The organism is Pedococcus sp. P5_B7, assembly GCF_054049895.1.
In genome coordinates this window covers 217330-243049 of sequence record NZ_JBFULM010000008.1, presented here as the reverse complement: position 1 = coordinate 243049, position 25720 = coordinate 217330, and the positions used below count along the sequence as shown (strand labels likewise).

Annotated in this window: 28 protein-coding genes and 1 tRNA gene; 12 read left to right on the top strand and 17 right to left on the bottom strand. The window is 70.6% G+C overall.

Annotated features, from left to right (window positions below):
* Positions 1-66: 66 nt before the first annotated feature.
* The gene (locus tag ACXJKD_RS18245; RefSeq protein ID WP_457256220.1) at positions 67-744 is read left to right on the top strand and encodes a Crp/Fnr family transcriptional regulator; all 678 of its coding nucleotides are present in this window, start codon (positions 67-69) and stop codon (positions 742-744) included.
* On the opposite strand, the gene ACXJKD_RS18240 is transcribed toward ACXJKD_RS18245, so the two are convergent.
* The 4 genes from ACXJKD_RS18240 to ACXJKD_RS18225 form a co-directional block, all read right to left on the bottom strand.
* Entirely contained in the window at positions 725-1564 is an 840-nt protein-coding gene (locus tag ACXJKD_RS18240; protein WP_457256219.1) for an MBL fold metallo-hydrolase, read from the bottom strand. The genes ACXJKD_RS18245 and ACXJKD_RS18240 overlap by 20 nt on opposite strands.
* 106 nt (positions 1565-1670) lie before the next feature.
* Positions 1671-2510 (bottom strand): NUDIX hydrolase, encoded by an 840-nt coding sequence (locus tag ACXJKD_RS18235; RefSeq protein WP_457256217.1) that lies wholly within the window; start codon positions 2508-2510, stop codon positions 1671-1673.
* Positions 2511-2526: 16 nt separating this feature from the next.
* Positions 2527-3003, bottom strand: a complete 477-nt coding sequence (locus ACXJKD_RS18230) for a RidA family protein (RefSeq protein WP_056921635.1) — start codon at positions 3001-3003, stop codon at positions 2527-2529.
* Complete coding sequence (locus ACXJKD_RS18225; protein ID WP_179421095.1) at positions 3003-3158, bottom strand: DUF4177 domain-containing protein; 156 nt, start codon at positions 3156-3158, stop codon at positions 3003-3005. Before ACXJKD_RS18225 ends, ACXJKD_RS18230 begins: the two co-directional genes overlap by 1 nt.
* A 68-nt stretch (positions 3159-3226) precedes the next feature.
* Between ACXJKD_RS18225 and ACXJKD_RS18220 the strand changes: the two genes are divergently transcribed.
* Genes ACXJKD_RS18220 through ACXJKD_RS18210 form a run of 3 tightly spaced genes read left to right on the top strand, consistent with a single transcriptional unit; the run spans position 3227 to position 6276 of the window.
* Entirely contained in the window at positions 3227-3985 is a 759-nt protein-coding gene (locus ACXJKD_RS18220; RefSeq protein WP_457256214.1) for an alpha/beta hydrolase family protein, read from the top strand.
* Positions 3986-3994: 9 nt separating this feature from the next.
* Positions 3995-4996, top strand: coding sequence for an ArsA-related P-loop ATPase (locus tag ACXJKD_RS18215; protein ID WP_457256213.1), 1002 nt, complete (start codon positions 3995-3997; stop codon positions 4994-4996).
* Entirely contained in the window at positions 4996-6276 is a 1281-nt protein-coding gene (locus ACXJKD_RS18210; protein ID WP_457256211.1) for an ArsA family ATPase, read from the top strand. The genes ACXJKD_RS18215 and ACXJKD_RS18210 overlap by 1 nt, the downstream gene beginning before the upstream one ends.
* A 205-nt stretch (positions 6277-6481) precedes the next feature.
* On the opposite strand, the gene ACXJKD_RS18205 is transcribed toward ACXJKD_RS18210, so the two are convergent.
* Positions 6482-6817, bottom strand: coding sequence for a WhiB family transcriptional regulator (locus tag ACXJKD_RS18205; RefSeq protein WP_457256209.1), 336 nt, complete (start codon positions 6815-6817; stop codon positions 6482-6484).
* A 273-nt stretch (positions 6818-7090) separates the two neighbouring features.
* On the opposite strand from ACXJKD_RS18205, the gene ACXJKD_RS18200 reads away from it, so the two are divergent.
* Positions 7091-9517 (top strand): transglycosylase domain-containing protein, encoded by a 2427-nt coding sequence (locus ACXJKD_RS18200; protein WP_457256207.1) that lies wholly within the window; start codon positions 7091-7093, stop codon positions 9515-9517.
* A gap of 111 nt (positions 9518-9628) precedes the next feature.
* Here ACXJKD_RS18200 and ACXJKD_RS18195 read toward each other — a convergent pair whose 3' ends face one another.
* On the bottom strand, positions 9629-10093 hold the full coding sequence (locus ACXJKD_RS18195) for a GatB/YqeY domain-containing protein (RefSeq protein ID WP_457256205.1): 465 nt from the start codon (positions 10091-10093) through the stop codon (positions 9629-9631).
* A gap of 65 nt (positions 10094-10158) precedes the next feature.
* Here ACXJKD_RS18195 and ACXJKD_RS18190 point away from each other — a divergent pair, with 65 nt between their 5' ends.
* Positions 10159-11103, top strand: a complete 945-nt coding sequence (locus tag ACXJKD_RS18190; protein ID WP_457256203.1) for a metallophosphoesterase — start codon at positions 10159-10161, stop codon at positions 11101-11103.
* Between the two features lie 117 nt (positions 11104-11220).
* Positions 11221-11297: transfer RNA gene (locus ACXJKD_RS18185), tRNA-Pro, on the top strand.
* Positions 11298-11353: 56 nt separating this feature from the next.
* On the opposite strand, the gene ACXJKD_RS18180 is transcribed toward ACXJKD_RS18185, so the two are convergent.
* From ACXJKD_RS18180 to ACXJKD_RS18155, 6 genes are all read right to left on the bottom strand, one after another.
* Complete coding sequence (locus ACXJKD_RS18180; protein ID WP_457256202.1) at positions 11354-11647, bottom strand: hypothetical protein; 294 nt, start codon at positions 11645-11647, stop codon at positions 11354-11356.
* A 405-nt stretch (positions 11648-12052) separates the two neighbouring features.
* Positions 12053-12709, bottom strand: coding sequence for an NADPH-dependent F420 reductase (locus ACXJKD_RS18175; RefSeq protein WP_457256200.1), 657 nt, complete (start codon positions 12707-12709; stop codon positions 12053-12055).
* 212 nt (positions 12710-12921) lie between these two features.
* A complete protein-coding gene (locus ACXJKD_RS18170; protein WP_457256198.1) occupies positions 12922-14424 on the bottom strand; it encodes a mannitol dehydrogenase family protein in 1503 nt (500 codons plus the stop codon).
* Between the two features lie 21 nt (positions 14425-14445).
* A complete protein-coding gene (locus ACXJKD_RS18165; protein WP_457256197.1) occupies positions 14446-15261 on the bottom strand; it encodes a carbohydrate ABC transporter permease in 816 nt (271 codons plus the stop codon).
* On the bottom strand, positions 15258-16196 hold the full coding sequence (locus tag ACXJKD_RS18160; protein ID WP_457256196.1) for a carbohydrate ABC transporter permease: 939 nt from the start codon (positions 16194-16196) through the stop codon (positions 15258-15260). Before ACXJKD_RS18160 ends, ACXJKD_RS18165 begins: the two co-directional genes overlap by 4 nt.
* A gap of 162 nt (positions 16197-16358) precedes the next feature.
* Positions 16359-17714, bottom strand: a complete 1356-nt coding sequence (locus tag ACXJKD_RS18155; protein WP_457256194.1) for an ABC transporter substrate-binding protein — start codon at positions 17712-17714, stop codon at positions 16359-16361.
* Positions 17715-17974: 260 nt separating this feature from the next.
* On the opposite strand from ACXJKD_RS18155, the gene ACXJKD_RS18150 reads away from it, so the two are divergent.
* Both ACXJKD_RS18150 and ACXJKD_RS18145 read left to right on the top strand, forming a co-directional pair.
* On the top strand, positions 17975-19015 hold the full coding sequence (locus tag ACXJKD_RS18150; protein ID WP_457256191.1) for a helix-turn-helix domain-containing protein: 1041 nt from the start codon (positions 17975-17977) through the stop codon (positions 19013-19015).
* A gap of 154 nt (positions 19016-19169) precedes the next feature.
* Positions 19170-19949: a maleylpyruvate isomerase family mycothiol-dependent enzyme gene (locus ACXJKD_RS18145; protein ID WP_457256189.1), complete on the top strand. Its 780-nt coding sequence runs from the start codon at positions 19170-19172 to the stop codon at positions 19947-19949.
* Between the two features lie 38 nt (positions 19950-19987).
* On the opposite strand, the gene ACXJKD_RS18140 is transcribed toward ACXJKD_RS18145, so the two are convergent.
* Both ACXJKD_RS18140 and ACXJKD_RS18135 read right to left on the bottom strand, forming a co-directional pair.
* Positions 19988-20344, bottom strand: coding sequence for a gamma-glutamylcyclotransferase family protein (locus ACXJKD_RS18140; protein ID WP_457256187.1), 357 nt, complete (start codon positions 20342-20344; stop codon positions 19988-19990).
* The gene (locus ACXJKD_RS18135) at positions 20334-20684 is read right to left on the bottom strand and encodes a DUF2200 domain-containing protein (protein WP_457256186.1); all 351 of its coding nucleotides are present in this window, start codon (positions 20682-20684) and stop codon (positions 20334-20336) included. Before ACXJKD_RS18135 ends, ACXJKD_RS18140 begins: the two co-directional genes overlap by 11 nt.
* Positions 20685-20721: 37 nt before the next feature.
* On the opposite strand from ACXJKD_RS18135, the gene ACXJKD_RS18130 reads away from it, so the two are divergent.
* Positions 20722-21375 carry an MBL fold metallo-hydrolase gene (locus tag ACXJKD_RS18130; RefSeq protein ID WP_457256184.1) on the top strand — a complete coding sequence of 218 codons (654 nt, stop codon included), beginning with the start codon at positions 20722-20724 and terminating at the stop codon, positions 21373-21375.
* A gap of 4 nt (positions 21376-21379) precedes the next feature.
* Here ACXJKD_RS18130 and ACXJKD_RS18125 read toward each other — a convergent pair whose 3' ends face one another.
* Both ACXJKD_RS18125 and ACXJKD_RS18120 read right to left on the bottom strand, forming a co-directional pair.
* Positions 21380-21544, bottom strand: a complete 165-nt coding sequence (locus ACXJKD_RS18125; protein ID WP_457256183.1) for a hypothetical protein — start codon at positions 21542-21544, stop codon at positions 21380-21382.
* Between the two features lie 138 nt (positions 21545-21682).
* Entirely contained in the window at positions 21683-21931 is a 249-nt protein-coding gene (locus ACXJKD_RS18120) for a DUF2630 family protein (protein WP_457256181.1), read from the bottom strand.
* 58 nt (positions 21932-21989) lie between these two features.
* Between ACXJKD_RS18120 and ACXJKD_RS18115 the strand changes: the two genes are divergently transcribed.
* Both ACXJKD_RS18115 and ACXJKD_RS18110 read left to right on the top strand, forming a co-directional pair.
* The gene (locus ACXJKD_RS18115; RefSeq protein WP_457256179.1) at positions 21990-23942 is read left to right on the top strand and encodes a DUF362 domain-containing protein; all 1953 of its coding nucleotides are present in this window, start codon (positions 21990-21992) and stop codon (positions 23940-23942) included.
* A complete protein-coding gene (locus ACXJKD_RS18110; protein ID WP_457256177.1) occupies positions 23939-25072 on the top strand; it encodes an NAD-dependent epimerase/dehydratase family protein in 1134 nt (377 codons plus the stop codon). Before ACXJKD_RS18115 ends, ACXJKD_RS18110 begins: the two co-directional genes overlap by 4 nt.
* Here the strand turns inward: ACXJKD_RS18110 and ACXJKD_RS18105 are convergent.
* Positions 25020-25715 carry a hypothetical protein gene (locus tag ACXJKD_RS18105; RefSeq protein ID WP_457256175.1) on the bottom strand — a complete coding sequence of 232 codons (696 nt, stop codon included), beginning with the start codon at positions 25713-25715 and terminating at the stop codon, positions 25020-25022. The genes ACXJKD_RS18110 and ACXJKD_RS18105 overlap by 53 nt on opposite strands.
* Positions 25716-25720 lie beyond the last annotated feature (5 nt).

Here is a 25720-nt window from a genome sequence, read left to right as displayed (position 1 = left end):
GGGAGCTCCAGACACCAGCACAGACTACGGGGCGGGGCAGACATCCGACGTGGCACACTGTCGCCCGTGGATCACGACGTGGTGAAGAAGGCCCCGCTGTTCGCAGCGCTGGACGACGAGGCGTCGACGACGCTGATGGCCTCGATGACGCAGACCCGCCTCGAGCGCGGCGACGTGCTGTTCACGGAGGGTGACCAGGGCGACCGGCTCTACGTCATCCGCGAGGGCAAGGTGAAGCTCGGGCGCCGCAGCGCCGACGGCCGCGAGAACCTCGTCGCCATCCTCGGCCCCGGTGAGATGTTCGGCGAGCTGAGCCTCTTCGACCCCGGCCCGCGCACCATGACGGCGACCGCCGTGGCCGAGACCCAGCTGCTCGGCATCGGCAACGACGACCTCAACGGCCTGCTCGAGGGCCGTCCCAGCGTCGCCAAGGTCCTGCTCGCCGCGCTGGCCAAGCGCCTGCGGCGCACCAACGAGAACCTCGCCGACCTCGTCTTCACCGACGTCCCGGGCCGGGTCGCGAAGGCGCTGCTCGACCTGTCCGCCCGGTTCGGCCGGCCCGTCGAGGAGGGCATCCTCGTCGCCCACGACCTCACCCAGGAGGAGCTCGCCCAGCTGGTGGGCGCCTCCCGCGAGACGGTCAACAAGGCGCTCGCCGACTTCGCCAGCCGTGGCTGGCTGCGACTCGAGGCGCGCGCGGTGCTGCTCCTCGACGTCGAGCGACTCAAGCGCCGCGCCCGCTGACCTTCCTGAGGTAGTCCAGCTGGGCCGCCACGCTCTGGGCCGCCGCCGGCCAGACCTCGCGGGGCACGTCGGCATACACCCTCTCGACCACGGCCTGCACCGGGTCGGGTGACGTGGCCGCCCCGTCCGCGAGTGCCTGCCGCACCTGCTCGAGCCGTTCGGCGCGGTGGGTGCGGTAGAACGCGACCATCGCCGACGCGTCCGGCACGACCGGCCCGTGCCCGGGCAGGATCGCGGTCACCTCCCCGTCGCCGGTGAGCTGGGCGATCCGCTCCAACGACGCGAGGTATGCCGCGAGCTCACCGTCGGGGTGCGCGACCACCGTGGTGCCGCGGCCCAGGACCGTGTCGCCGGTGAGGAGGGCGTGGTCGGCGGCGAGCGCGAACGACAGGGAGTCAGCGGTGTGGCCGGGGGTGGCGACCACCCGCAGGTCGAGGCCACCGGTCGTGACGACGTCGCCGTCGGCCAGGTCGTCGTGGCCGCGACCGACGGCCCGGGTCGGGGCGCCGGTCAGCTCGGCGAACCGGCTCGCGCCCTCGGCGTGGTCGGCGTGGCCGTGGGTCAGGATGGTCTGCGCGACGCGGGCGCCCCGAGCGGTGACCGCGTCGACGACGGCGCGGAGGTGGCCTTCGTGGAGGGGGCCCGGGTCGATGACGACCGCGTCGGTCGAGCCGGGCTCGAGCAGCACCCAGGTGTTCGTGCCGTCGAGGGTCATCGGGCTCGGGTTGGGGCACAGGACGCAGCGGGCCCGCTCGGTGACCTGCCCGCCGTGCCAGTCGCCGAACGCCGCCGAGGGTTCGGGCGCCTGCGCGGGAGTCATCCCCACCCACCCCTCGAGGAACCTTTGCTAGCAGACGTTCCTCGTTCGCGGACAGGTTGCAAGCTGTCCGTCAGCGAGTTTCCTTTGCTAGCAAAGGTTGCTTCAGTCATCGCGGGAGGTCTGCCCGCATCACCAGGCCGTCGCCGGTGTCGACCAGCTCGGGCTGCACCGGCGCGATGACCGGCGACTCGGCGATGAACGCCGCCGCCGACGTCGCCGCGGCCACCTCCTCGACCGCCACGATGGTGGGCGGCAGCATCAGCGCCCGTCCATCGCGCCAGGCCTCCAGCAGGTCGGCCGGTCGCACCCAGTCGGCCACGTCGGCCTCGGTGGTGTCGTCGTCGGCCCGCTGCCCCTGCGGCACGGCGGCGCTGAAGAACCGGGTGTCGTAGCGACGCGACTCGAACTCGGGGGTGATCCAGTGGGCGCGGTAGCCGAGCAGGTCGGAGCGCAGCACCAGCCCGTGCTCCTGCAACACCTCGCAGAGCGACGCCTCGCGGTCGAGGAGGCGACGCCGTTGCTCGTGCCAGTGCTCGCCGCTGACGTCGGAGATCACCTCGTCGGGTGACGGTCCGGCGAGCAGCACGCCGGACTCCTCGAACACCTCACGCACGGCCGCAGCGACCAGCACGCGGGCGGTCGGCTCGTCGACCTCGAGCCGGTCGGCCCACTCCGCCGGGCTCGGGCCGGCCCACGGCAGCGCCGCATCGGCGTCGCGCGGGTCGACCCCGCCGCCGGGGAAGACCATCATCCGCGGCGCGAACTCCATCGTCGCGACCCGTCGCAGCATGAAGACCTCGACGCCCGCGCCACCGTCACGGACGAACATCACCGTGGCGGCGCGCTTGGGCGTCACCGGTCCCGACGGGTCGGGCGCACTCAGCCAGGAGTCCGCCCTGGCCCGCAGCGACGGCGAGTCGGCGATCGGGAACTCGCGCCTGACCACCGGGACCACCCCGGGACTACTCGTCGGCGAGGGCGACGACGATCTCGACCTCGACGGGGGCGTCCAGCGGCAGCACGGCGACCCCGACGGCCGACCGGGCGTGGATGCCGGCGTCGCCGAAGGCCTTGCCCATCAGCTCGCTGGCGCCGTTGATGACGCCGGGCTGACCGGTGAAGGCCGGGTCGGACGCGACGAACCCGACGAGCTTGACCACCTGGGTCACCTTGTCGAGGTCGCCGACGATGCTCTTGACCGCGGCGATCGCGTTGAGCGCGCAGATCTCGGCGAGCTTCTTCGCGTCCTCCGGCGGCACGAGCCCGTGGCCCTCGCCGACCTTGCCGGTCTGCACGATCGCCCCGGACACCATGGGGAGCTGGCCCGACGTGTAGATCCGGCGCCCGTCCTGGATGGCCGGGACGTAGGCGGCCACCGGCTTGGCGACCTCGGGCACGGTCAGGCCGAGCTCGGCCAGACGGTCCTCAACTGCGCTCATCAGGCTTTCTCCCGCTTCAGGTAGGCGACCAGACCGTTGCCGTCAGGACCGGTGAGGACCTGGACGAGCTCCCAGCCGTCCTCGCCCCACTGGTCGAGGATCTGCTTGGTCGCGTGGACGATGAGTGGCACCGTCGCGTACTCCCACTTGTTCATGAGGGGCAGGGTGTCAGGGGCTCGAGGTTCATGCCCTGCAGCCTAGCCACCACTGGCAGGATGGCCGCATGGCCCGTGACCCGATCGAGGTGCTCGACGAGCGGGCCGGCCCGCCGACCCGCACGACGACCTACGGCGACGACCCCGCCCAGGTCTACGACGTGCGTCTGCCCGAGCGCGTCACGCGAAGCCTCACGGTCGTCGTGGTCCACGGCGGTTTCTGGCGGCCGGAGTACGACCGCGCCCACGCCGGCCGCCAGGCGCAGGCCTTCGCCGACGCCGGCTACCCGACGGCCGTCCTCGAGTACCGCCGCCCCGGCATGCCCGGTGGCGGGTGGCCGGGCACCCCTGACGACGTCGCGCACGGCATCACCGCGGTCCGCCGCGACCCCGATCTCGACCAGCCCTGGGTCCTGGTCGGTCACTCCGCCGGCGGCCAGCTGGTGACCTGGGCCGCGGCGCAGTCGTGGGCGCACGGCATACGTGGCGTCGTGAGCCTCGCCGGAGTCGTCGACCTCGGTCACGGCGTGGCGAACGGCGTGGGCGGCGACGCGATCACGACGTTCCTCGGCGGCCGGCCGGCCGACGTCCCGGAGGCGTATGCCGCGGCCGACCCCGCGGGGCTCCCACCCGCCATACCCACGTTGTTGCTGCATGCGCGCGACGACGACGTGGTGCCGTTCGAGCTGAGCGAGCGGTATGCCGCGGCCCACCACGCGCCGAACGTGCGCCTCACGCCCGTGGAGGGCGGCCACTACGGGCTCATCGACCCCGAGCACCCGGCGTTCGCCCGGGTCCTCGAGGCCGTGGACCTGCTGGCCTCCTAGGCTGAGGTCATGCCCGAGGCCCCCGACCTGTCGAAGGTCCGCCTGCACGTCGTGACCGGCAAGGGTGGCACGGGCAAGACGACGGTGGCCGCGGCCCTGGCCCTCGCCCTGACCCGACAGGGCAAGCGGGTGCTGCTCGCGGAGGTCGAGGACCGGCAGGGGATCTCGCAGACGTTCGACGTGCCACCGCTGGGTCACACCGAGACCCGGATCCTGCAGGACCGCAGCGGCGGCCAGCTGTGGGCGATCTCGGTCGATGCCAAGGACTCCCTGCGCGAGTACCTCCAGAAGTTCTACAAGGTCGGCAAGGCGATGACCGTGCTCGATCGCTTCGGCGCGGTCGACTTCGCGACGACGATCGCGCCCGGCGTGCGCGACGTGCTGCTGATCGGCAAGATCTACGAGGCGGCTGGACGACGGTCCGGCAAGGGCCCGGCCGCCCCGACCTACGACGCCGTGGTGCTCGACGCCCCACCCACCGGCCGGGTCGTGCGGTTCCTCAACGTCAACGCCGAGGTCGCCGACGTCGCCAAGGTGGGCCCGATCCGCTCGCAGGCCGACTCGATCACGCGGATGCTGCGCAGCCACACCACTGCGGTGCACGTGGTGACCCTGCTCGAGGAGATGCCCGTCCAGGAGACCGTCGACGCGCTGGCCGAGCTGCGCCGCACCGACCTCCCCCTCGGCGCGATCGTCGTGAACCAGCTGCGCGACCCCCTGCTGACCGACAAGGCGCTGTCGGCGGTGCGGCGCTCCCGCAACGCGAGGCTGGCCAACGGCGTCGCGGCCGACCTCACCACCGTCGGGGTCAAGGTCACCGACGGCATGGTCGCCGGGCTGCTGGCCGACGCCGGCCACCACGCCGACCGGATCGCCCTCGAGCGCGAGCAGGACGCCATCCTCGCGCAGGAGGGTCGGCTGACCGTGCGGCTGCCACTGCTCGCCGAGGGCACCGAGGGCGGCGGCATCACGGTCCTGGCCCAGGCCGTCACCGAGCAGGGGATGGTCTGATGCCGCCCCGCACCCGCTCGTCCAGGCCCAAGGCCTCCGCGAAGTCCGATGCTCGCCCCGCCACCGCGCGGCTCGACCTCGCCGCGCTGCTCACCGACCCCGAGACGCGGATCGTCGTCTGTTGCGGTGCTGGTGGCGTGGGCAAGACGACCACCGCCGCCGCGATGGGGCTGTGGGCGGCCGAGCACGGGCGTCGGGTCGTCGTCCTCACCATCGACCCGGCCCGTCGGCTGGCCCAGTCGCTGGGGCTCACCGAGCTCGACAACACCCCGCGACCGGTGGCGGGGGTGGGCGGCTCGGGTGACTCGGGCGGCCCCGGCGACCCGGGCGGCACCGGCGACCCGGGCGGCACCGGGGACCCGGGGGGCTCGCTCGACGCCATGATGCTCGACATGAAGCGCACCTTCGACGAGGTGGTCGAGCAGCACGCCACCCCCGAGAAGGCCGCCCAGATCCTCGCGAACCCGTTCTACCAAGCGGTCTCGAGCTCCTTCGCGGGCACGCAGGAGTACATGGCGATGGAGAAGCTCGGCCAGCTCCGCGCCGAGGCCGGGCGGGCCGGCCGCTGGGACCTCATCGTCGTCGACACTCCCCCGTCGCGGTCCGCGCTCGACTTCCTCGACGCCCCCAAGCGGCTCGGCTCGTTCCTCGACGGGCGGTTCATCCGGCTGCTCTCCGCACCGGCCAAGGCCGGCGGTCGGGCCGGCTTCAAGGTGTTCAGCGTCGGGGTCAACGTCGTCACCAGCACCCTGTCGAGGGTGCTCGGCGGGCAGCTGCTCCAGGACGTCCAGACCTTCGTGGCCGCCCTCGACACCATGTTCGGCGGCTTCCGCGAGCGCGCCGACCAGACCTACGCGCTGCTCAAGGCCCCCGAGACCGCGTTCGTCGTGGTCGCCGCGCCCGAGCGCGACGCGCTGCGCGAGGCCTCGTTCTTCGCCGGTCGCCTCGACGAGGAGGGTATGCCGCTCGCCGGGCTCGTCGTGAACCGGATCCAGCGCGTGGCCGCACCGTCCCTGACGGCCTCCCGAGCCCTGGCCGCGGCCGACCAGCTGGCCGACGCGGAGACCCGGTCGACCACGGCCGCCACCACCGAAGGGCTGCTGCGCCTGCATGCGTCGTTGGCGGAGACGGCAGACCGGCAGGAGCGGCTGGCGGCGCGGTTCACGGCCGGACACCCCGGCATACCCGTGGTGGAGGTGCCGGCCTCGGCCCAGGACATCCACGACCTCGACGGCCTCCGCGAGGTGGCCGCCGCCCTCACCGCCACCACCCCCACCTGAACCCCACCCGCCCCACCTTTATCGGGTCTAGGGGGAAGGTTGACCTTCACCCCGGAATCGTTCCGGGGTGAAGGTCAACCTTCTCGGGTGAGGCCTCCCGATCCCCCGGCTGGAGACCCACGACGCAGTCCCTGACCCGCGGGGGATGGGTCAGGGACTGCGTCGGGGGGTCCGCGGGAGCCGCGGCGTTCTCAGGTGAAGGAGGTCAGGCGCTCTCGGCCTCGGCCGGGGTCTGGTTGCGGGCCTGCGCGAACAGGGCGGCCCAGGAGGTGATGTTGGGGCGACGCTTGAGCAGGGCCCGACGCTCGCGCTCGGTCATCCCACCCCACACGCCGAACTCGGTGCGGTTGTCGAGGGCGTCGGCCAGGCACTCGGCGATGACGGGGCACCGCTGGCAGACGACCTTGGCGGTCTGCTGGGCCGCGCCCTGGACGAAGAGGGCGTCAGGGTCTGACTTGGAGCAGGAACCCAACGGGGCCCAGTCATCCATCCACACGGTCCCCGCAGGCCCGCTGTTCGGCCGCTCCGGTGCGATAGTCATTCTCAGTGCCTCCAGATACTCCTGCTTCAGACGCTTCACCGTGCGTCTTATGTCCGTATCGACGTGTGGAAACGATAGGAACTGAAGGCACTCCGACGACATGGCCCATTCGTGTAGTTCTGGCATGACCAAAGGGACTAGTCATTCCGAGCCATCTCGTCTCGCTCCAACGGGCGGTGCGAAAACTAGGCCGTAACCGGGCGCAAACACCCCATTCCGCATCCGTAGTCGCGGGAAACGGGCTGCTCAAGGTTCGGCAGTTACCCTGTCGGCATGCAAGGACGCGCCACCAACCTGGGAAATGTCGTCAGCCTGCTCGGAGCCTTCGTCGCCACGGCGATGGTCATGGGCCTGCTGACGGCCGGTCTGCTGATCCCCGCGGTGGGCGCCACGGGCAGCGCAGCGACCTCCGGCGTGAAGATGTTCGACGACCTGCCGGGTGAGTTCACGGCCACCCAGCTGTCGCAGCAGTCGACGATCAAGGACGCGCGGGGCGGGATCCTGGCGACTCCGCAGCAGGAGAACCGCATCATCGTCAACCTCAAGCAGGTCGCGCCGATCATGCAGAAGGCGCAGATCGCGATCGAGGACAGCCGGTTCTACGAGCACGGCGGTGTCGACCCCCGCGGCATCCTGCGCGCGGTGGCGTCGAACGCCCAGGGCGGCGACGTCCAGGGCGCGTCCACGCTGACCCAGCAGTACGTCAAGCTGACGCTGCAGGAGAACGCACTGCGCAACAACGACGAGGAGGCCGCGCAGGCGGCCGTGCGCAAGAGCGCTGCACGCAAGATCCAGGAGATCAAGTACGCGGTCACCCTCGAGAAGGAGATGACCAAGGACCAGATCCTGCAGGGCTACCTCAACCTCGCCTACTACGGCGACCTCGCGTACGGCGTCGAGGCGGCCGCGCAGCACTACTTCAGCGTCAGCGCGTCGAAGCTGAACATCCCGCAGGCGGCCCTGCTCGCCGGCCTCGTGCAGAACCCGGGCCGGACCGACCCGCGCAACTACCCCGAGAAGGCCCAGGCCCGTCGCGACGTGGTCCTCGACCGGATGTACGCCCTCGGGATCATCTCGGCCAAGCAGCTCAAGGCGTCGAAGGCCATCCCGGTCAAGAAGATGCTCAAGCTGAAGAACCCGCTGAGCAACTGCGCCGCGTCGTCCGAGCCGTACTTCTGCAACTACGTCATGGAGTACCTCAAGGACATGGACAACCATGCTCTCGACGTGCTCGGCAAGACCCGCCCGGAGCGGATCAAGAACATCACCGGCGGCGGCCTGACCATCCAGACGACGCTCGACCCGCAGGTGCAGGAGCAGTCGCTCAAGGACCTGACCAAGCGGGTGCCGTTCGCCAACACCGCGATGGGGAAGGACCCGAAGGACAAGACCAAGGCGGGCTACTCCAGGATGGTCGGCAGCGCCGGCACGATCATCGAGCCCAGCACCGGCCGCGTGCTCGCCATGGTGCAGAACACCAAGTACCCGACGACGAAGGCCCAGCAGAACGCCTACGGCTACACCGAGGTGAACTGGAACGTCGACGAGAAGTACAACGGCACGGCGGGCTTCCAGTTCGGCTCGACCGCCAAGATGTTCGCGATCGTGCGCGCGCTCGAGACCGGCACCCCCGTGAACGGCACGGTGCCGTCGAAGTTCGCCAGCACCACGAAGGGCGCGGTCTACACCCCGCAGGAGATCGGCTCCTGCGCCCCGGGCGGGCCCTACACGATCCACAACGACTACGCGATCGGCGGGAAGCCGCTGCCGCTGAAGAAGGCGACTGCCGACTCCATCAACACCGCCTTCGCGTCGCTGACCTTCAAGCTGGGCACCAGGAACGTGCTCAACACGATGACGAAGATGCACCTGCACACCGGCTCGGGGACCAACCTCCCGTGCTACGCCAGCACCGTCCTCGGCACCGGTGACGTCACCCCGATGACGCTGGCCAGCTCCTACGCGATCCTCGCCAACAACGGCAAGTACTGCCCCCCGAACCCGATCCTGTCGATCACCACCGCCGACCGGAAGCCGCTCAAGATCGGTGCCACCACCTGCAAGCAGGTCATCGACCCCGACGTCGCCAAGGGCGCGACCGAGCTGCTCACGGGCGTCATCAAGGAAGGCACCGGCAGCCGGGCCAAGCTCGGCTCCCGCCCGGCAGCGGGCAAGACGGGCACCACCGACAAGCATGTCGAGTCCTGGTTCGTCGGCTACACCGCGCAGCGGGCCGCGGCTGTGTGGGTCGGCACGCCGTACTCCCAGCGTGGGATGAACGGCATCCAGCTCGGGGGCAGCTACTACAGGGGCGTCTTCGGTGGTGACATCGCCGCACCGATCTGGAAGAACCTGATCGAGAACGCGTCGAACGGCCTGCCCGAGCGGCAGTTCGACGACCCGAGCAACAAGATCGTCAACGGCGACCGCATCTCGGTGCCCTTCGTCGGCGGCATGTCCGTCGCAGAGGCCACCGCCAGGCTCAAGGAGGCCGGCTTCCTCGTGCAGGTCGCCGGACAGGCCAACAGCGGCTACCCGCAAGGCATCGTGGTCTACACCAACCCGAGCGGCTCGGCGCTGCGTGGGTCGACGATCGGCCTCTACACCTCGAGCGGCTTCAACCCGCCGCCCAAGCCCGATCCGACCAAGACGCCTGACCCCAAGCCGACCAAGACCAAGGGTCCGCCACCACCTCGGTGACAGTCGAAGGGCCCCTCACCATCGGTGGGGGCCCTTCGACTGTCAGGTATGCCGCGGAGCCGGCCGCGTGGGCAGCTCACCCCACTGCAGCTCAGCTCACCCACGGCAGGCTCAGCCCTTGGTCAGGGCCGCCTTCACGGCGGCAGCCACGCGTCCGCCGTCGGCGCGGCCGGCCACGACGCCCTGGGCGACCTTCATGACCTGGCCGAGCTGCGGCATACCGGTCGCCCCGGTCTGCTCGATCGCGGCGGCGACGATGGTCGTGAGCTCGTCGTCGGAGAGCTGGGCGGGCAGGTAGGCCTCGAGGACCGCCAGCTCGGCTTCCTCCTTGGCGGCGAGCTCGGGACGCCCTGCGCCGGCGTAGGCGGTCGCGGCCTCCTTGCGCTTCTTGGCCTCCTTCGCCAGCACCTTGAGCACCTCGTCGTCGCTGAGCTCCCGCGCTTGCGTGCCCGACACCTCTTCGTTGGTGATGGAGGTGAGCGCCAGGCGCAGCGTGCCGGACCGCACCGCATCACGCTGACGGATGGCGTCGGTGAGGTCGCTCTGGACGGTGGCCTTGAGGCTCTGCTGGGTCATGGCCCCAGTCTCGCAGGCGGGTGGTGGTCCGACCCACCGAGATCCGGTTTGCAAGGATGGCGGGGATGAACACTCCCCTGGGCGCCGCGTTGGGCACGGTCGCCGGTGTCGCCGCGCTGGGCGTGGCGGGCGTCGGCTACGCCAGCGTGGTCGAGCGCAACTGGTTCGCGCTGCGCCGGTTCACCGTGCCGGTGCTGGCTCCCGGGTCGCCGCCCCTGCGGGTCCTGCAGGTCTCCGACCTCCACCTCGTGCCCCGCCAACGGCGCCGCATCGAGTGGGTGCGTGGGCTCGCCGCGCTGTCGCCCGACCTGGTCGTCAACTCCGGCGACAACCTCGCGGCCCTCGATGCGGTGCCGGGAGCGCTCGAGGCGATGGAGCCGTTGTTCGCCTTTCCCGGCGTGTTCGTCATGGGCTCCAACGACTACTACGCGCCGGTGCCGAAGAACCCTGCGCGCTACCTGACCCGGCGCCACGCCCATGCCCCGCCCGGGCGGGTGCGGCTGCCGATCGAGGACCTGCGGGCCGGCCTGCGCGACGGTGGCTGGGTCGACCTCGACAACGCGCGCACCACCCTGTCGGTCGGCGGGGCCGAGGTGGAGCTCGTCGGCACCGACGACGCCCACATCCGGAAGGACGAGTATGCCGCCGTGGCCGGCCCGGCCTCGACATCCGCCGCCGTGACGATCGGCGTCACGCACGCCCCCTACCAGCGCGTGCTCGACCCGATGGCCGCCGACGGCGCCCGGCTCCTGATCGCCGGTCACACGCACGGCGGCCAGCTCGCCCTTCCCTACTACGGCGCGCTGGTCACCAACTGCGACCTGCCGACCAACCGGGCGAAGGGGGTCTCGCGCTGGTGGCCGGGGGCGGGGTCGGCCCCGTCGTCCGACGCCCCCGCGGACGCCGCGTGGCTGCACGTGTCGGCCGGGCTGGGCACGTCCCCCTACGCGCCCGTGCGGTTCTGCTGCCGCCCAGAGGCCACCCTGCTCACCCTGGTGCCGCGCTCCTGAGCCCAGGCCTGCGTGCGTGGGCCGCGCAGGCGGCATACCGATTGGGAGTGGCCGGGTCGGGTGGGCTATCCTTCACTGTCGCTGCTCCCGTCGAACTGGCGTGGGTGGCGATTGCCACGGGGTGTGGCGCAGCTTGGTAGCGCGCTTCGTTCGGGACGAAGAGGCCGCAGGTTCAAATCCTGTCACCCCGACCAGACACAGGGCCGGACCGGCGTCAGCCGGACCGGCCTTCGTCGCGTTCGGGGCCGCCCTAGAGGGCCCCGCCCCTCCGATGCCAGTCACTGCCGGGGTTGCGTCGGATGTCACGGTGCAGGCGCAGGTCGTCGCGCAGCTGTGGCGGGACCGGCAGCCGGCGTGCGATCAGCTCATCGGAGTAGACCTGCATGACGCGCAGCAGCTCCTGACGGGCCGACAACAAGCTGGCCTGGACCACTGGCGACATTCGCTGTGCGGCCACCTCCTCGCGTGCCACGCGGACGTCGTCCGCCATCTCGGCCAAGGAACGTCGCGGTGCCGGGACGGCAGTGGCGGTGTCGATCTTCATGGCGGGACGACCTCAACTCGGCGCGGACCCAGCGGATCCCAACGCGGCATGCCTGACACTACGCCGAATGTTCCCTCATCGGGGGATGCACCGAAGGCCCTCAGCCACAGCAGTGCCCCCGCGTCGAGACGCAGGGGCACTGCCTTTCGGTCGACGCCGCCAGCTCCCCTGTGGTGCCAGACGACGACCGGACGGCTTGGTCTCCCCGAGCCACGCTGCTGGACCCGGACCTGCGCCATCGAAAGTGGCGATTGCGGGTCCGGGCAGGCGCCAGGAGTGATGTTAGCCGCCGCAGCCCTCGAGCGCCACGAGCGGGTTCGGCTTCTCGCGGGGCATGAGCCTGACCCCAGCCAGTGATGCCGCCCGTCGAGCCGAGGCATCCGCCTCGCACGGACAGTCGGCCCGTCAGCGGACGATCTTGAAGTTGAACGACGACGTGCCCAGGGCGCCCATCAGCCGCAGCCACACGGGGAGCAGCATCTCCGGGCCACGCGCGGTGGTGATGTCGCCGAGGTCGATGACGTCCGTGTGACCGAAGCTCTGGAGCAGCTCGGTGACCGTCGCCTTGGCCGCCTCGTCGTTGCCCGAGACAAAGACCGACGAGTCCGCGCCGAGGTCCGCGGGGTTGACCATGAGCGAGGCGGTCAGCGTGTTCAGGGTCTTGACCACGCGGGCCTCGGGGAACGTGCGCTGGATCTGCTCGGCGAGCGAGTCGGTGTCCTTGACGAAGAGGGTGGGAGGGAACCCGGCTGAGAAGTCGAGCGGGTTGGAGATGTCGATGACCACCTTGCCGGCCAGGTTGTCGGCGCCGGCGGACTCCAGGGCCGGTAGGGCCCCGGGGCCACTCGTCGCGTTGACGACCAGCTCTGAGGCTGCGGCGGCCTCGGCGAAGGTGGCCAGGCTCGCGGCGGGATGGGCGTCGAGCCAGCTGCCGAAGGACTCGCTGCGGCTGCGGGTGGTGTCGGGGTCGCGGGTGCCGACGACGACGTCGTGGTCGAGCTCGAGGAGGCGGCCGGCGAGGGCCTGCCCCACGCTGCCGGTGCCGAGGACTGCGATCTTCATGGTGACTCCTGGGTGCAAGGCTGCGCGCGAGGTGGACGGGTGCGTCCATCTCGTCGCGCAACGCACCTCCGCGACGTTCTATGCCCGGGCGCGTCGGTCCGCTTCCGCGCAGCCTGCCCTGCCCGCGGCATACCGGCATCGGGGTGGGACGCCAGCCCTCGGTGCACTGTGGGGCTGACCCGGCCGACCTGCGTCACGGTTGGTCGGCCGGGTCAGGACTGGAGGGCAGCCTCGGTGGCTGCCACGGCACCGCGCTCGTGCAGGTCGGTGAGGGCGCGGGTGTAGGCCTCGGTGAAGCGCGGGTTGTCGGCGAGGTCGCCGAAGAGGTCCGGGTCGCGCAGGAACGCGCACGGGTCCTCGTGCTGGCGCGCGGCTCGGGCGACCACGGCGTCCTTGCGGCGATCGACGACCTCGATCGGGTTGCCCTGCTCGTCCGTGCCCTCGGCGTAGCGGGCCCAGGACGCCACGATCAGCGCGGAGACGTCGACCGCGCCACCGTTGCCGAGGTTGTGGCGGATGACCGGCACCAGCCACTTGGGGATGCGGTCGCTGGACTCGGCACACAGCCGGGTGAGCGGGTCACGGATCTCGGGGTTGGCGAACCGCTCGAGCAGCTGGCGCCGGTACTCCGCGAGGTCGACGCCCGGCACCGGCTGGAGGGTCGGGCTGGCCTCCTGTTCCATGAACGTCGCGAGCATGCGGACGAAGAGCGGGTCCTGACAGACTTCGTGGGCATACCGGTACCCGGCCAGGTAGCCGAGGTAGCACATGGCCTGGTGGCTGGCGTTGAGCAGCCGCAGCTTCATCAGCTCGTAGGGCACGACGTCCTCGACCAGCTGCACCCCGGCGCCCTCCAGCGGCGGACGCCCCTGGGTGAAGTTGTCCTCGAGCACCCACTGGCTGAACGGCTCGCAGACCACCGGCCACAGGTCCGTCACGCCGAACTGGTCGGTGAGCCGCTCGATGTCCTGCTCGGTCGTGACCGGCGTGATCCGGTCGACCATGCTGTTGGGGAAGGCGACGTTGGACTCCATCCAGTCGGCCAGGTCGGGGTCCTTGAGCCGCGCGAAGGCACAGATCATCCGCTTCGCGACGTCGCCGTTGTCGGGCAGGTTGTCGCAGCTCATCACCGTGAAGGGCTCGCGACCCTCGGCGCGGCGCCGGGCCAGGGCGGCGACGACGTAGCCGAAGACGGTGTGCGGCACCGCATCCGGCTCGAGGTCGAGCCTGATGTCGGGATCGTCCGCGTCGAAGTCACCCGTCTCCTGGTTGACCAGGTAGCCGCCCTCGGTGATGGTCATCGACACGATCCGGGTGCGCTCGTCGACCAGGCGGTCGACGACGTACTCGCGGTCGGCGGGCGCGAAGACCACCTCCACGATCGAGCCGACCACCGAGGCGGACCACTTCCCGTCAGGGTGCTTGACGATCAACGTGTAGAGGCCGCGCTGGGCGTCGAGGGTGTCGATGACGCGACGGTCGTGCGGCAGCACGCCGACCCCACAGATGCCCCAGTCGAGCGCCTCACCCTGGTTCATCAGGGTGTCGAGGTAGACGGCTTCGTGGGACCGGTGGAAGCCGCCGACGCCGAAGTGGACGATCGAGGCCGTCACCTGCGAACGGTCATAGGTGGGCTGGGAGACCCATTCGGGCACGACGGGGAGCAGGGTCGCCCCGGCCGCGGCACGGTGGTGGACGGTGGGTTCGTGTGTCACGGAAGTAGTCCTGGCCGTCGGTTACTTGATGGCGCCCATGGACAACCCGCGCACCAGCTGCTTCTGCGCGACCCACCCGGCGAGGATGACTGGCAGCGCCGCGATCGTCGCAGCCGCGGAGAGGACCGCGAGGAACTGTCCACGTCCGTCGACGAAGCTGCCGAGGAACGGCGGCGTGGTCCGGGCCGCGTTGCTCGTCAGCAGCGTGGCGAGGAAGTACTCGTTCCAGCTGAAGATGAAGCTGATCAGCGCCGCCGCGGCAACGCCGGGAAGCACCAGCGGAAGGACGATCCGCACGATCTCGCGGTACAGGCCGGCCCCGTCGACCCGGGCCGCCTCCACGATCTCGAACGGCACCTCGAGGAAGAACGACCGCATCATCCACACCGTGACGGGCAGGTTCACCGCGCCGTAGACGACGGCCAGCATGTAGATGTTGTCGAGCAGACCGAGGTTCTTGAGGATGATGTAGAGCGGCAGGACCACCGCGGCCATCGGCATGAAGCGGGTGGAGATGAAGAACGACAGGGCACCTTCGACGTTCTTCACCCGCCGGATGCTGAGCGCGTACGCAGCCGGGATGGCGAGCACCACCGCGATGATCGTCGCGGTCACCGACGCGGTGACCGAGTTGAGCAGGTAGCCCTTCATCCCTCGGTCCATCGCGAGCCGGTAGCCGGTGGTCACCGGGCTGAAGAAGACCTTCGGGTTGATGGACGAGGCGACCGACTCAGGCTTGAAACCGTTGATGATCATCCAGAAGACGGGAAAGAAGAAGACCAGCACGAGCACCCACGTGAGTGCGGTGACGAGGCCTCCCCGGGCAGTGCGTGTCATCGACTTCCTCCAGCCATGAAGACCTTGAACAGGGTGCGGAGCGCGACCGTGGCCACGATGATCGTGAGCACGACGGTGATGACTCCGTATGCCGCGGCCTGACCGACGTCGAGCCCGATGAAGGCGCGCTCGTAGAGCAGGTAGGCGAGGGTCTTGGTCCCGCCGGTGCCCTTGGTCAGGATCGCGATCGGGTCGAAGACCTGGATGATGATGACGGCGCCGAGCAGGACGCCGATCTCCACGTACATCCGCAGGTGCGGCAACGTGATCCACGTGAAGGTGCGCCACGGGCCGGCGCCGTCGACCTGGGCCGCCTCGAGGATTCCCGTGTCCTGGCCCTGGAGCCCGGCCAGCAGGATGAGCATCATGAACGGCGTGAACTCCCACGTCAGGACGATGACCACGGCCAGGAGCGGGTGCTCGGTGCTCCACGAGACCACCGGCAGGTGCAGCGTGCGCGAGAGCCAGTTGAGGATGCCGATGTTCGTGTCGAACATCGAGTACTTCCAGATCAGCGCGGAGGCCGCGGGCATGATCAGGAACGGCGTGATCATGAGCGTGCGGGCCAGCGCCCGCCMGTGGAACGGACGGTTCAGCAGGAGCGCGAACATCATGCCGAACAGGAGCGAGAAGATCACGGCCGACGCGGTGATGACGACGGTCGCGACGATCGAGGGCCACAGGTCACCGGACGACAGCGCCGTCCCGTAGTTCTTGAACCAGGTGAAGCCACGGTCGTTGGGGTAGAGCAGGTTCCACCGGATCGTCGAGTAGCCGACTGTCGTGAGGAACGGGATCTGGGTCAGCAGGATGAGGAAGATGACGGCCGGCAGCAGGAGCCACCGTGCGGTCCACACTTCCTTCGAGGTGGTCTTGACGCGCCGCTTGTCGGTGGCGGTCTCGGCGACCACGGTGTCGAGCTCGGTGACAGCCATGAGGGAACTCCCCCTTGCAATGGGCGGGATGTGGGGTGGACGGGGGTAAGGCGGTGGGCGGTCCTGGGGTGGTGCCGGGGTCGTGCGCGAGTCGCGACCCCGGCACCCTGTCCGTTTCCTCCGTGCGAGACGGGACGGACGTCCCGGAGGACCGGGCAGGCACTACTTGTGTGCGTCGCCCGCCTTCTTGGCGATGCCCTGGCACTTGCCGAGTGCGTCGTCCACCGTGCCGCGGTTGGCGAGGTAGTCGGCGATCAGCTGGGCGCACTGGTTGCCGACGTCCTGGAACTCAGGGATCGACACGTACTGGATACCGACCCAGGGCTGCGGGTTCACGCCCGGCTGCTTGGGGTTCACCGACTTCATCACGTCCAGGGTGATGGGCGCGTAGGCCGCGGCAGCCTGCTTGTACTCCGGCAGGTCGTAGGTCGACTGGCGGGCACCCGGGGGCACCAGGGACCAGCCGAGCTTCTCGCCGACGAGCTTGTGGTAGTCCTTGCTCGTCGCCCACTTGATGAAGTCGATCGCGGCGTCCTTGTTCTTCGTGGTCGCCGGGACCGCGAGGTTCCAGCTCCACAGCCAGCCCGACTCCTTGGTCTTGTCGACCGGCATATGGGCATAGCCCATCTTGCCCTTCACCGGGGAGTCGTCGGCCTCGAGCATCGAGGCAGCCACGGAGGCGTCGGCCCACATGGCGGCCTTGCCCTCCTTGAGCGCGGTCAGGCACTCGTTGAAGGAGTAGGAGACCGGGTCCTTCTCACCCGAGGTGTCGAGCAGGGTCTTGTAGAACGTGACCGCCTGCTTCCACTCGGGCGAGTTGACCGTGGCGTTCCAGCTGGTGTCGTACCAGTTCCCACCGAAGGTCTGCACGACCGTGGTGAGCGGCGCGAAGAGGTCACCCCAGCCGGGCTTGCCGCGCATGCAGATGCCGGCCCGCGAGGAGGTGTTGACCTTCTTGGCCGCGTCCGCGACCTGCTGCCAGGTGGGGTTGGCGGAGAGGGTGACACCCGCCTTGTCGAGGATCTCCTTGTTGTACATGAGGATCGACGACTCGCCGTAGAACGGGACGGCATACTGCTTGCCGTCGTTGGAGATCGCCTCGCGCACCGGCGCGAGGAGGTCGTCGACGTCGTAGGCCGCGTCGGACTTGAGCGRCCCGGTCAGGTCCACCAGCCAGCCGTTCGCACCCCACTGCGGGGTCTCGTAGGCGCCGATGGTGACGATGTCGTACTGGCCGGCCTTGCTGGCGACGTCGGCGGTGACCGCTGCGCGCAGGTCACCCTCCTCCATCACCTGGAAGTTGATCTTGGTGCCGGGGTGAGCAGTCTCGTACTCCCCCTTGAGCTTCTCCATGTCCTTCATCTGGCCGTTGTTCACGGTGGCCAGGTTGAGGGTGACGTTCTTGCCGTCGCCTCCGCCGCCGCCACTGGATACGTTGCCCGACGAGCAGGCCGCCATGGCGAGCGCGGCTGCCACCACGCCCGCACCCGCGGTCAGGGCGCGCTTCGAACAGAGCATGCCTAACTCCTTTGGTAGGTGAGCCTTTGGTACTCGAGGTCCCGCCGTCCGCAGGGGACGAGGTGGGCTCACCTGGTCCTGGCCGCGGTGCCGGGATGAGTTCAGCGTGGCCGCGACGCAGGCGACCGGACAATGACGCCTTCGCCAGTCTTTCGATACTTTCCCATTCCGCTCATCTGAGCAGGGCACTTCACGCCTGAGCATCCGTGCGGCACACTGAGGTCTCAATCGGGTCTGACCCCACGGCGGAGCAGATGGAGGTGAGGACTTCGTATCAGTCGACGGGCACGCCGAGGCGCCCCCTCGCGGGCTTCGCGCCCCCGGACGTGGTCGAGCTCCACTCGGCCCACCGCCCCGGCAACCCCTACCCAGCCGCCCCCCGTCGCGAGGTGATCCCCCCTCACCCGCAGCACGCCTTCCGGGCGCTCACCCATGACTTCCCCAGTGAGATCTGTGGATGGGGCGCCCACCCCGAGTACGAGATCCACCTCATCACCAAGACCCACGGCAGCTTCATCGCCGGCGACCACGTGGGCACGTTCGCCCCGGGACACGTCAGCATCATGGGCCCGCTGCTCCCGCACGACTGGGTGAGCGACCTGCCTCCCGGGCAGGTCGCCCCCGACCGCGACGCCGTCATCCAGTTCACCGACGAGTGGGTGCGTGAGTGCATGCGGCTCATCCCCGAGCTGCAGGAGATCGACGACGTCCTCGCCCAGTCGGCGAGGGGCATCGTCTTCTCGGGCGCCACCGCCTGGCGCGCCGCCGAGAACATCCTCGAGGTCGTCCACACCGAGGGCACGCAGCAGGTGGCGAGCCTGTTCCGCCTGCTGTCGATCTTCGCGCGCGCCCCGCAGGAGGAGCGTGAGGTCGTGGCCAGCGAGTGGCTCGGTCGCCCCACCGACCCGAACTCGCTCAACGCCGTCGAGGCCGGCCTGGCCTACATCTTCGAGAACCTCACCGACGACATCCGGCTCTCCACCGCTGCCAAGCTCGCCTACATGTCGGAGCCGACGTTCTCGAAGTACTTCCGCAGCGCCACCGGCATGACGTTCAGCAACATGGTCAAGAAGCTGCGCATCGCGCACGCCCGCCGCCTCCTCGACACGACCCCCGCCTCCATCGCCCAGGTGGCGGAGCTGAGCGGCTACCGCAACATGGCCAACTTCAACCGCCAGTTCCTCGCGGAGGTGGGCGCGACCCCCACGGCCTACCGCAGGCTCGAGTCGTCGCAGAAGCCGCCCGCCGAAGTGTTCAGCCTCGGCCTGCGCGCACGTATCGCCGCCGGCAACCACGCCTGACCGCGCCTGACCACGCGGCATACCCGGCTGGTGGCGCACCAGGGCGCTGCTGCACCCTGGTGCGCGGCAAGAAAGGATCGAAAGGCGCGAGCTTCATACCGACCGGCGCGAAACTCGGTATCCAACGGCCGTCGCGGGCTGGTAGACAGCCGGGGTGCACACGACGCCGGAGTTCCCCGACCTGCTGCGACTGATCGACGAGCGATCGACCGCCTTCCTCGCCCTGGTGGCCGCGGCGCCCGATCTCGACGTGCCGGTGCCGACCTGCCCGGGGTGGACGCTGTTCGACCTCGCCGAGCACATCGGCCAAGGGCGACAGCGCTGGGCGACGATCGTGGCCGTCGGCCCGTCCGACGAGCGACCGGCGGGCACGGCCCCTGGGGATGGCGCGGATGCGCCCCGGGACCGTGCGGCCCTGCAGGCCTGGCTGGCCGACTCGGTCGCGGAGCTGGACTCCGCCCTGCGCGCGGCCGGACCGGACCGCGGGTGCTGGGCCTGGTGGGACGAGTCGCAGTCGCCGCTCACTGCTGGTGCCGTGGCTCGACACCAGCTGCAGGAGGTGGCGGTGCACACCTACGACGCCCAGGTCGCCCTCGGCGCTCCGCAGCCCCTACCTGACGAAGCGGCAGTCGACGGCGTCGAGGAGTTCCTCTCCTCCTGCAACGCCACCACGTACGCCTGGCCGCACGAGCCGGCGACGCTCGACTACGTGTCGACCGAGGGCCCCGCCTGGCGGCTCGAGCTCGACGCCGACGGCGCCCGCTTCGCCCGCCTTCCTGACGGGGGCGCAAAGGACGCGGCAACCATGACGGGCCTGGCCTCGGCGAGCGAGATCGTCCTCACGATGTACGGCCGGATCCCGCTGGAGACACTGGAGATCACTGGCGACCGGGCCGTGCTCGACGGCCTCGTCGAGTGGATCCCGGGCGACTGACGACGCACCGCGTTGGGGCCAGACCGACTGCGGCGACGCTACCGGCGCAGGGCGTAGACGAAGGCGCGCACATCCGCACCGCTGTGCAGGTGCACGGTCGTCAGCACGCGGTCGTAGCCCTCGCCCTCGAACTCGTCGAGCCGGTCCCAGTGCGCCGGCAGGTCTTCCGAGCGGAACAGCAACCCCGGCACCTCCGGTCCGTCGTCCTTGAGCACGATCGCGGGGTAGCCAGCAGCTGCACCCCACCCGTCCGGCAGCAGGTCGCCCCGAGCGGTGGCCGGGTCCCACGTGCCGACCATGCCGTCCATCACGTGCGCGTTGGGGCGGCCAGGAGCGAGCGTGCCGTAGACGAAGAGGCCGGGCTCGGTGGCGGCCGACGAGGCCTCAGCTGCCACTGCTGCGCAGGACCTTGTCCATCGCCTTGCCCTTGGCCAGCTCGTCGACGAGCTTGTCGAGGTAGCGGATCTTCTGCATCAACGGGTCCTCCACGTCCTCGACCCGGATGCCACAGATCGACCCGGTGATCAGCGAGGCGTCGGGGTTGAGGCTGGCCGCCGCGAAGAAGTCCTCGAAGGTCGTCTCCCCCTCGAGGTGGCGGGTCAGCGACGCCTCGTCGAAGCCGGTCAGCCACTCGATGACCTCGTCCAGCTCGGCCTTGCTGCGGCCCTTCTTCGCCACCTTGTTCACGTAGTGGGGGTAGACCGCGGCGACGCTCGTCGTGAAGATCCGGCTCACCTTCGCGAGCCTAGCCGCGATGGGTGAGGATGGGGGTATGCCGGACATCGCACCTTCCCCGGGCGGCGTGCGCGTCGCGCGCATCGTCACCGCAGGCACCTTCGACCGACCCGAGGGAGCCTTGACCCTCGAGAACAACACCTGGGTGATCGGCGACGACAAGGAGTGCCTGGTCATCGACGCCGGCCACGACGGCCGCGCCATCGTGAAGTCGATCCCGCGCGAGCAGCGCGTGCAGGGCGTCCTCATCACCCATGGTCACTTCGACCACATCGACGCCGTGGGAGAGGTCTGCGACGGCACCCGCGCGCCCGCGCACCTGCACCCGGACGACCGCTTCCTGTGGGACGAGCTCTACCCCGTCACCCCCGACGGCGCCCTCGCCGACGGCCAGGTCCTCACCGTCGGCGACGTCGAGCTGCAGGTCATCCACACCCCGGGCCACACGCCGGGGTCGTGCTGCTTCCACGCCCCGACGCTCGGGGTCGTCTTCACGGGCGACACCCTCTTCCCGGGTGGTCCGGGAGCCACCCGCCACGACTACAGCGACTTCGACACCATCATCGAGTCGGTGCGCACGCGGCTGTTCACCCTGCCCGAGGACACGGTGGTGCTCCCCGGCCACGGCGACTCGACCGTGATCGGGCACGAGCTGCCCCACCTCCAGGAGTGGGTCGACCGACGCTGGTGAGGCGTCAGGCGAAGAGGAGCACCCCGGCCAGGACGAGCAGGACGGCTGCACCGTAGATCATCAGTGCGGCGGTCGCGACGGCCACGAGGCTGTGGCCCAGCCACCACGTCGGTTCGTGGTGGGCGACGTGTGGGTGAGGGACGTGCAGGTGGGCAAGTGTTGTGCGCATGGCGCACCCCCTTGTGTCGGGTTCCGGCCTCCTTCGAGGGTAGAACTCTTGTGTCGGGTTCCGGCCTCCTTCGAGGGTAGAACTCCTCACCGAGGTGTCCAGTCCGCCACGCCGAACGCCGGGTGAACGGCGGGTGGCTCAGCCCCGGTAGTTCTCCACGGTGCCGGCGTCACGCACCTCTGCGGCAGCCGGGTCCTCCCCGAACTCGCGTTTGGCCCGACGCTGTCGCAGCAGGTCCCAGCACTGGTCGAGCTCGACCTCGATGCTGCGCAGGCGCTGGTTCTCCTCGTCGACGCTGATCTCGCCGGCGCCGAGCTTGCTGCGCAGGCCGTGCTCCTCGTCGATGAGTCCCTTGATGTGCTGCTGGATGTCGATGTCGTCGGCCACCTCCTCACTATGACATCGCCCCCTGTCGCTCGCGAGGGCGCGCTGGTTACATGGACGGGTGGCACCCCGCGGCGTGCCGAGCCGGGACCCGCTGGCCTGCATCGTGGTCGGTGGTGGGGCGGTCGACGCCCTCGGCCCGGCGGTCTCCGCCCTCGCCCCGGAGCTCTCCGGGGCCGCGGTCGTGATGGTGCGGTTGCGCCAGCCGACACCGGTCGCCGCCGCCGTCGTCCACGCGGTGGTGGACCTGTTGCAGGACAAGGGATGTAGCCCTGTTGTCGTCGGTGCGACCGTGCACGCCTACGACCGCGACCGCGGGCACCACTCGGTGCAGGAGCTGGCGCGGCTGGCCGGTCTCACGGGCCGCACCGCGACCGGCACCGCGTACGACGTGGTCGACCTCGGCAGCGACCTCGTCGCCGCCCCGGTGCCGGACACGAGTGTCCTGTCTGGGCACCCCGCGTCACGGGCGTGGGTCGAGTCGCCCACGCGGGTGGTCGTCGGCCGTGCAGTCACCGACCTGACGGACGGGTATGCCGCGTGCCTCACGACGCTCCTCGGCGCGGCTCCCGAGGTGGCCGGCGCCGAAGCCGCCGACGTCGCGGCCGACCTGCTCAGCCACCTCCCGCCCACGCTCGTCGTCGTCGATGCCCTCGAGGCGAGCGTGGGACCGGACGGTGGCCGCCTCGCCCAGCCCCTCGACAGCCGCACGCTCGTCGTGGCCAACGACCTGCTCGCGGCGGACGGCACCATCGCGGCACTCCTGGGTCAGGACCGGTCGACGTCACCGCTGTTCGAGCGCGCGCTGCTCGTCGTCGGTCCCTCCACGGGGCGCACCGAGGGGCGGTTGACGCAGCTCGAGGGCGCCCGCGCGGCCCATCCGCTGTCGCGTGCCGCGGCGCGGGCGGTGGCCGCCGAGCCGCGTCTCGCCCGCGTCCTCAGCGCGGCCACGGGCGGACCGGACGAGGGTGGCACCGCCTCGGACCCGGTGCTGTCGACGGTGCGCGCCGTCCTCACGCCGCTCGTCGTCGCCGCGGACGACCCTGCCGGGCACCTTCCCCTCACGGCCGTCCTCGGTGGCGTCGGCGCCGCCCGACAGGGCGCGCTGGCCTGGTCCACCGGGGTCGACAAGGACACCGTCGACCGGCGCGAGGTGCCCCTCGGCTTCGACCCCGCGGCATACCCGGTCAGCGCCTATGACGCGCTGCCGACGTTCTTCGCCGCGTTCGACGCGATGGTGGAAGGCATGCCGGAGAACGGCGACGGGATGCGCTGGCGGCTCGTGGACGGGGCGACCGTCTTCGAGGTGGCTCGCGAGGTCCGGGCCGACTTCGACGAGTGGGTGGCCCGGGTTGACGTGGCCGCGGGCATCAGCCTGATGGCCGACTACCTCGGCGGTCGGAGGGTGACGGTCTCGTCGGCGTCCTCGGGCGGCACCACGCGCACGCGCCAGGCCGAGCGAAACCTCTACCTGCCCCAACCCAACTACCTCGCCGCCTGGGGTGGCGAGCCGATCGACGTCTGCAAGGTCGAGCTGGTCGAGCGCAGCGCCGACCGGCACCGCCTCACCTGGCGAACTGTCAGCAGCCCCAATGGTTCTGCGGAGTTCGACGATGGCAGCCTGACCTTCACGCGCACGCCGTCGGGCACGCTGGTGGTGGTGCGCGGGCGGCAGCTCTTCGCGCTACCCCCGACCTGGGCGGGCATCGACCTCGCCGCCGTGCCCGAGCTGCGAAACCCGTTGCTGGAGGAGGCCTACCGACGCTTCTTCACGACGACTTTCGACAACCTGGAGGCCTGCTTCGAGGGTCGCGAGTTCCGGATCGGACGACCTCCCATGGACCCGACCGAACCCCTCCTGACGCAGGCGCTCGACCTCGTCCTCGGTGCGGTCACCGACTGGCTCGGCGACCGCCCGGCGGGCCCCGACCTCGACGGCCCCACTGGTGCGGCGAGGACGACCGGTCCCGAGGTCGACGCCCACGGCTTCCGCCACGTCCGGGGTGCGCGGTGAAGGTCGCCGTGACCGGCGCGACCGGCATGGTGGGTGGCCAGGTGGTGGCGGCTGCCCTTGCCGCCGGCCACGAGGTGCTCGCGATCGCGCGGCCCGACCCCGACCACCGCAGGACGCAGGTGCGGGTCGGGGTCCACCGCGTGCCCGCGGTGACCGCGGCCCTCACCGACCCGACCGCCCTGCGCAGCGCGATGAAGGGGTGTGACGCCGTGGTCCACTGCGCCGCCGTCTACGCCTTCGGTGACTCGCGGGCCGCTGAAGTCGACCAGGTGAACACCGACGGCACCCGGGCCGTCCTCGAAGCAGCCGCAGCGGCCGGGGTCTCGCGGGCCGTCGTCACGTCGTCGTCGGTCACCCGCGGGTCGAGCCTGCTCCCCCGCGCCCGCTCCGAGCTAGACCGCCTCGGGTCCGAGCCAGCGCCGGCCTACTACGCCAGCAAGGTCGCCCAGGAGGAGATCGCCCTGGAGACCGGTCGCCGGCTCGACCTCGAGGTCGTGCTGGCCCTGCCCACCGTGGTCCTGGGTGGACCCTTCACGCGGCTCGCGCCGAGCAACGCCATCGTCCTGCGCTACCTGCTCGACCCGACCCGCAGCACCTTTCCCGGCGGCTGCAACGTCGTCGACGCGCGGGACGTCGGTGCAGGCCACCTGTGCCTGCTCGAGCGCGGGGAGGCCGGCGAGCGCTACCTGCTCGGCGGCGAGGATGTCAGCTGGCGCATGCTCCACACCCTCGTGTCCGACCTCGCCGGGCTCCCCGGCCCGTTTGCCGAGATGGACGCCGGCAGCGCGTGGGCCGTCTCGGCAGCGACCGAGTGGTGGGCGCAGCTGCGCGACGCCACCCCCCTGACCACCCGCGACGAAGCCTCCACCGTGGGCCGGTTCTACTGGTACACCTCGACCAGGGCCCAAGCGCTGGGGTATGCCGCGCGGCCGGCCCGGGCGTCGGTGGCCGCCTCACTGGCGTGGCTGGCGGTGAGCCCCCACCTGCCCCGATGGGCGCGCGAAGGACTGCGCCTGCACCCCGAGGTGCGCGCCGCCCGAGACCTGGTCGCCGCACCACTGGCGGATCCGGAGGAGGTCAGTCCGCGACCTCGACGGTCACCTCCAGCATGGCCTCGTCGCCGCCGCTGACCGTCACGCTCCCGACGTACTGCTGGCCGGGCTGGACGACCGCCTCCTCGAGGTCGACCGTGAGCCGGACCTGGTGCTCCTCGCCGGCCGGGATGGTGACGTGCTCGGGGTCGACCTCCAGGCTGAGCGCGACCACGGTGCCGGTCGCGTCGCGCAGGTCGCTCGGCTCGAGCTCGACCCGACGGGTGCGCGGATGCCGGTTGACCACCGTGACCGTGCCCTGGGCCGTCTGCCCCACGGCCGCACGCAGGTGCACCCGCGAGCGCCTGACCCCGTCGTCCGGCTCGGCGGGTGGCGCGGGGGGAGCACCGTTGCGGAAGGCGGTCGTGCCGCGACCCACCCTCGTCCCCCCTGCGGCGGATGCATCGCTGATGATCCGGGCCGCGCTGCGGGTGCCCAGCGCCATGAGCTCGCTGGCGTAGTCGATCCCCAGGGCGCTTGCCTCACGCCAGTAGCGCGCGCCCTCGCGGCTCACGGCGTCGAGGTAGGCCTTGCTGGTGGTGGACCGGTCGACATCGCCCGACAAGGCTGCCCGGCCCAGCTCCAACGACTGCTTGGCCAGGGTCGACTGCGACTGCAGGGCCTGGCGCGCCAGCTCGGTGATCCGGGCCAGGGTCTCGTCGGTGCTGTTCGTCTCCGTCATGACAC

Excerpts from the sequence above, each read along its gene's own strand:
- ACXJKD_RS18190 (WP_457256203.1), top strand. The coding sequence starts at position 10,159 with ATGAACACTCCCCTGGGCGCCGCGTTGGGCACGGTCGCCGGTGTCGCC.
- ACXJKD_RS18230 (WP_056921635.1), bottom strand. The coding sequence starts at position 3,003 with ATGAGCGCAGTTGAGGACCGTCTGGCCGAGCTCGGCCTGACCGTGCCC.
- ACXJKD_RS18220 (WP_457256214.1), top strand. The coding sequence starts at position 3,227 with ATGGCCCGTGACCCGATCGAGGTGCTCGACGAGCGGGCCGGCCCGCCG.
- ACXJKD_RS18180 (WP_457256202.1), bottom strand. The coding sequence starts at position 11,647 with ATGAAGATCGACACCGCCACTGCCGTCCCGGCACCGCGACGTTCCTTG.
- ACXJKD_RS18215 (WP_457256213.1), top strand. The coding sequence starts at position 3,995 with ATGCCCGAGGCCCCCGACCTGTCGAAGGTCCGCCTGCACGTCGTGACC.
- ACXJKD_RS18195 (WP_457256205.1), bottom strand. The coding sequence starts at position 10,093 with ATGACCCAGCAGAGCCTCAAGGCCACCGTCCAGAGCGACCTCACCGAC.
- ACXJKD_RS18165 (WP_457256197.1), bottom strand. The coding sequence starts at position 15,261 with ATGACACGCACTGCCCGGGGAGGCCTCGTCACCGCACTCACGTGGGTG.
- ACXJKD_RS18130 (WP_457256184.1), top strand. The coding sequence starts at position 20,722 with ATGCCGGACATCGCACCTTCCCCGGGCGGCGTGCGCGTCGCGCGCATC.
- ACXJKD_RS18205 (WP_457256209.1), bottom strand. The coding sequence starts at position 6,817 with ATGACTATCGCACCGGAGCGGCCGAACAGCGGGCCTGCGGGGACCGTG.
- ACXJKD_RS18125 (WP_457256183.1), bottom strand. The coding sequence starts at position 21,544 with ATGCGCACAACACTTGCCCACCTGCACGTCCCTCACCCACACGTCGCC.
- ACXJKD_RS18105 (WP_457256175.1), bottom strand. The coding sequence starts at position 25,715 with ATGACGGAGACGAACAGCACCGACGAGACCCTGGCCCGGATCACCGAG.
- ACXJKD_RS18175 (WP_457256200.1), bottom strand. The coding sequence starts at position 12,709 with ATGAAGATCGCAGTCCTCGGCACCGGCAGCGTGGGGCAGGCCCTCGCC.
- ACXJKD_RS18240 (WP_457256219.1), bottom strand. The coding sequence starts at position 1,564 with ATGACTCCCGCGCAGGCGCCCGAACCCTCGGCGGCGTTCGGCGACTGG.
- ACXJKD_RS18225 (WP_179421095.1), bottom strand. The coding sequence starts at position 3,158 with ATGAACAAGTGGGAGTACGCGACGGTGCCACTCATCGTCCACGCGACC.
- ACXJKD_RS18210 (WP_457256211.1), top strand. The coding sequence starts at position 4,996 with ATGCCGCCCCGCACCCGCTCGTCCAGGCCCAAGGCCTCCGCGAAGTCC.
- ACXJKD_RS18200 (WP_457256207.1), top strand. The coding sequence starts at position 7,091 with ATGCAAGGACGCGCCACCAACCTGGGAAATGTCGTCAGCCTGCTCGGA.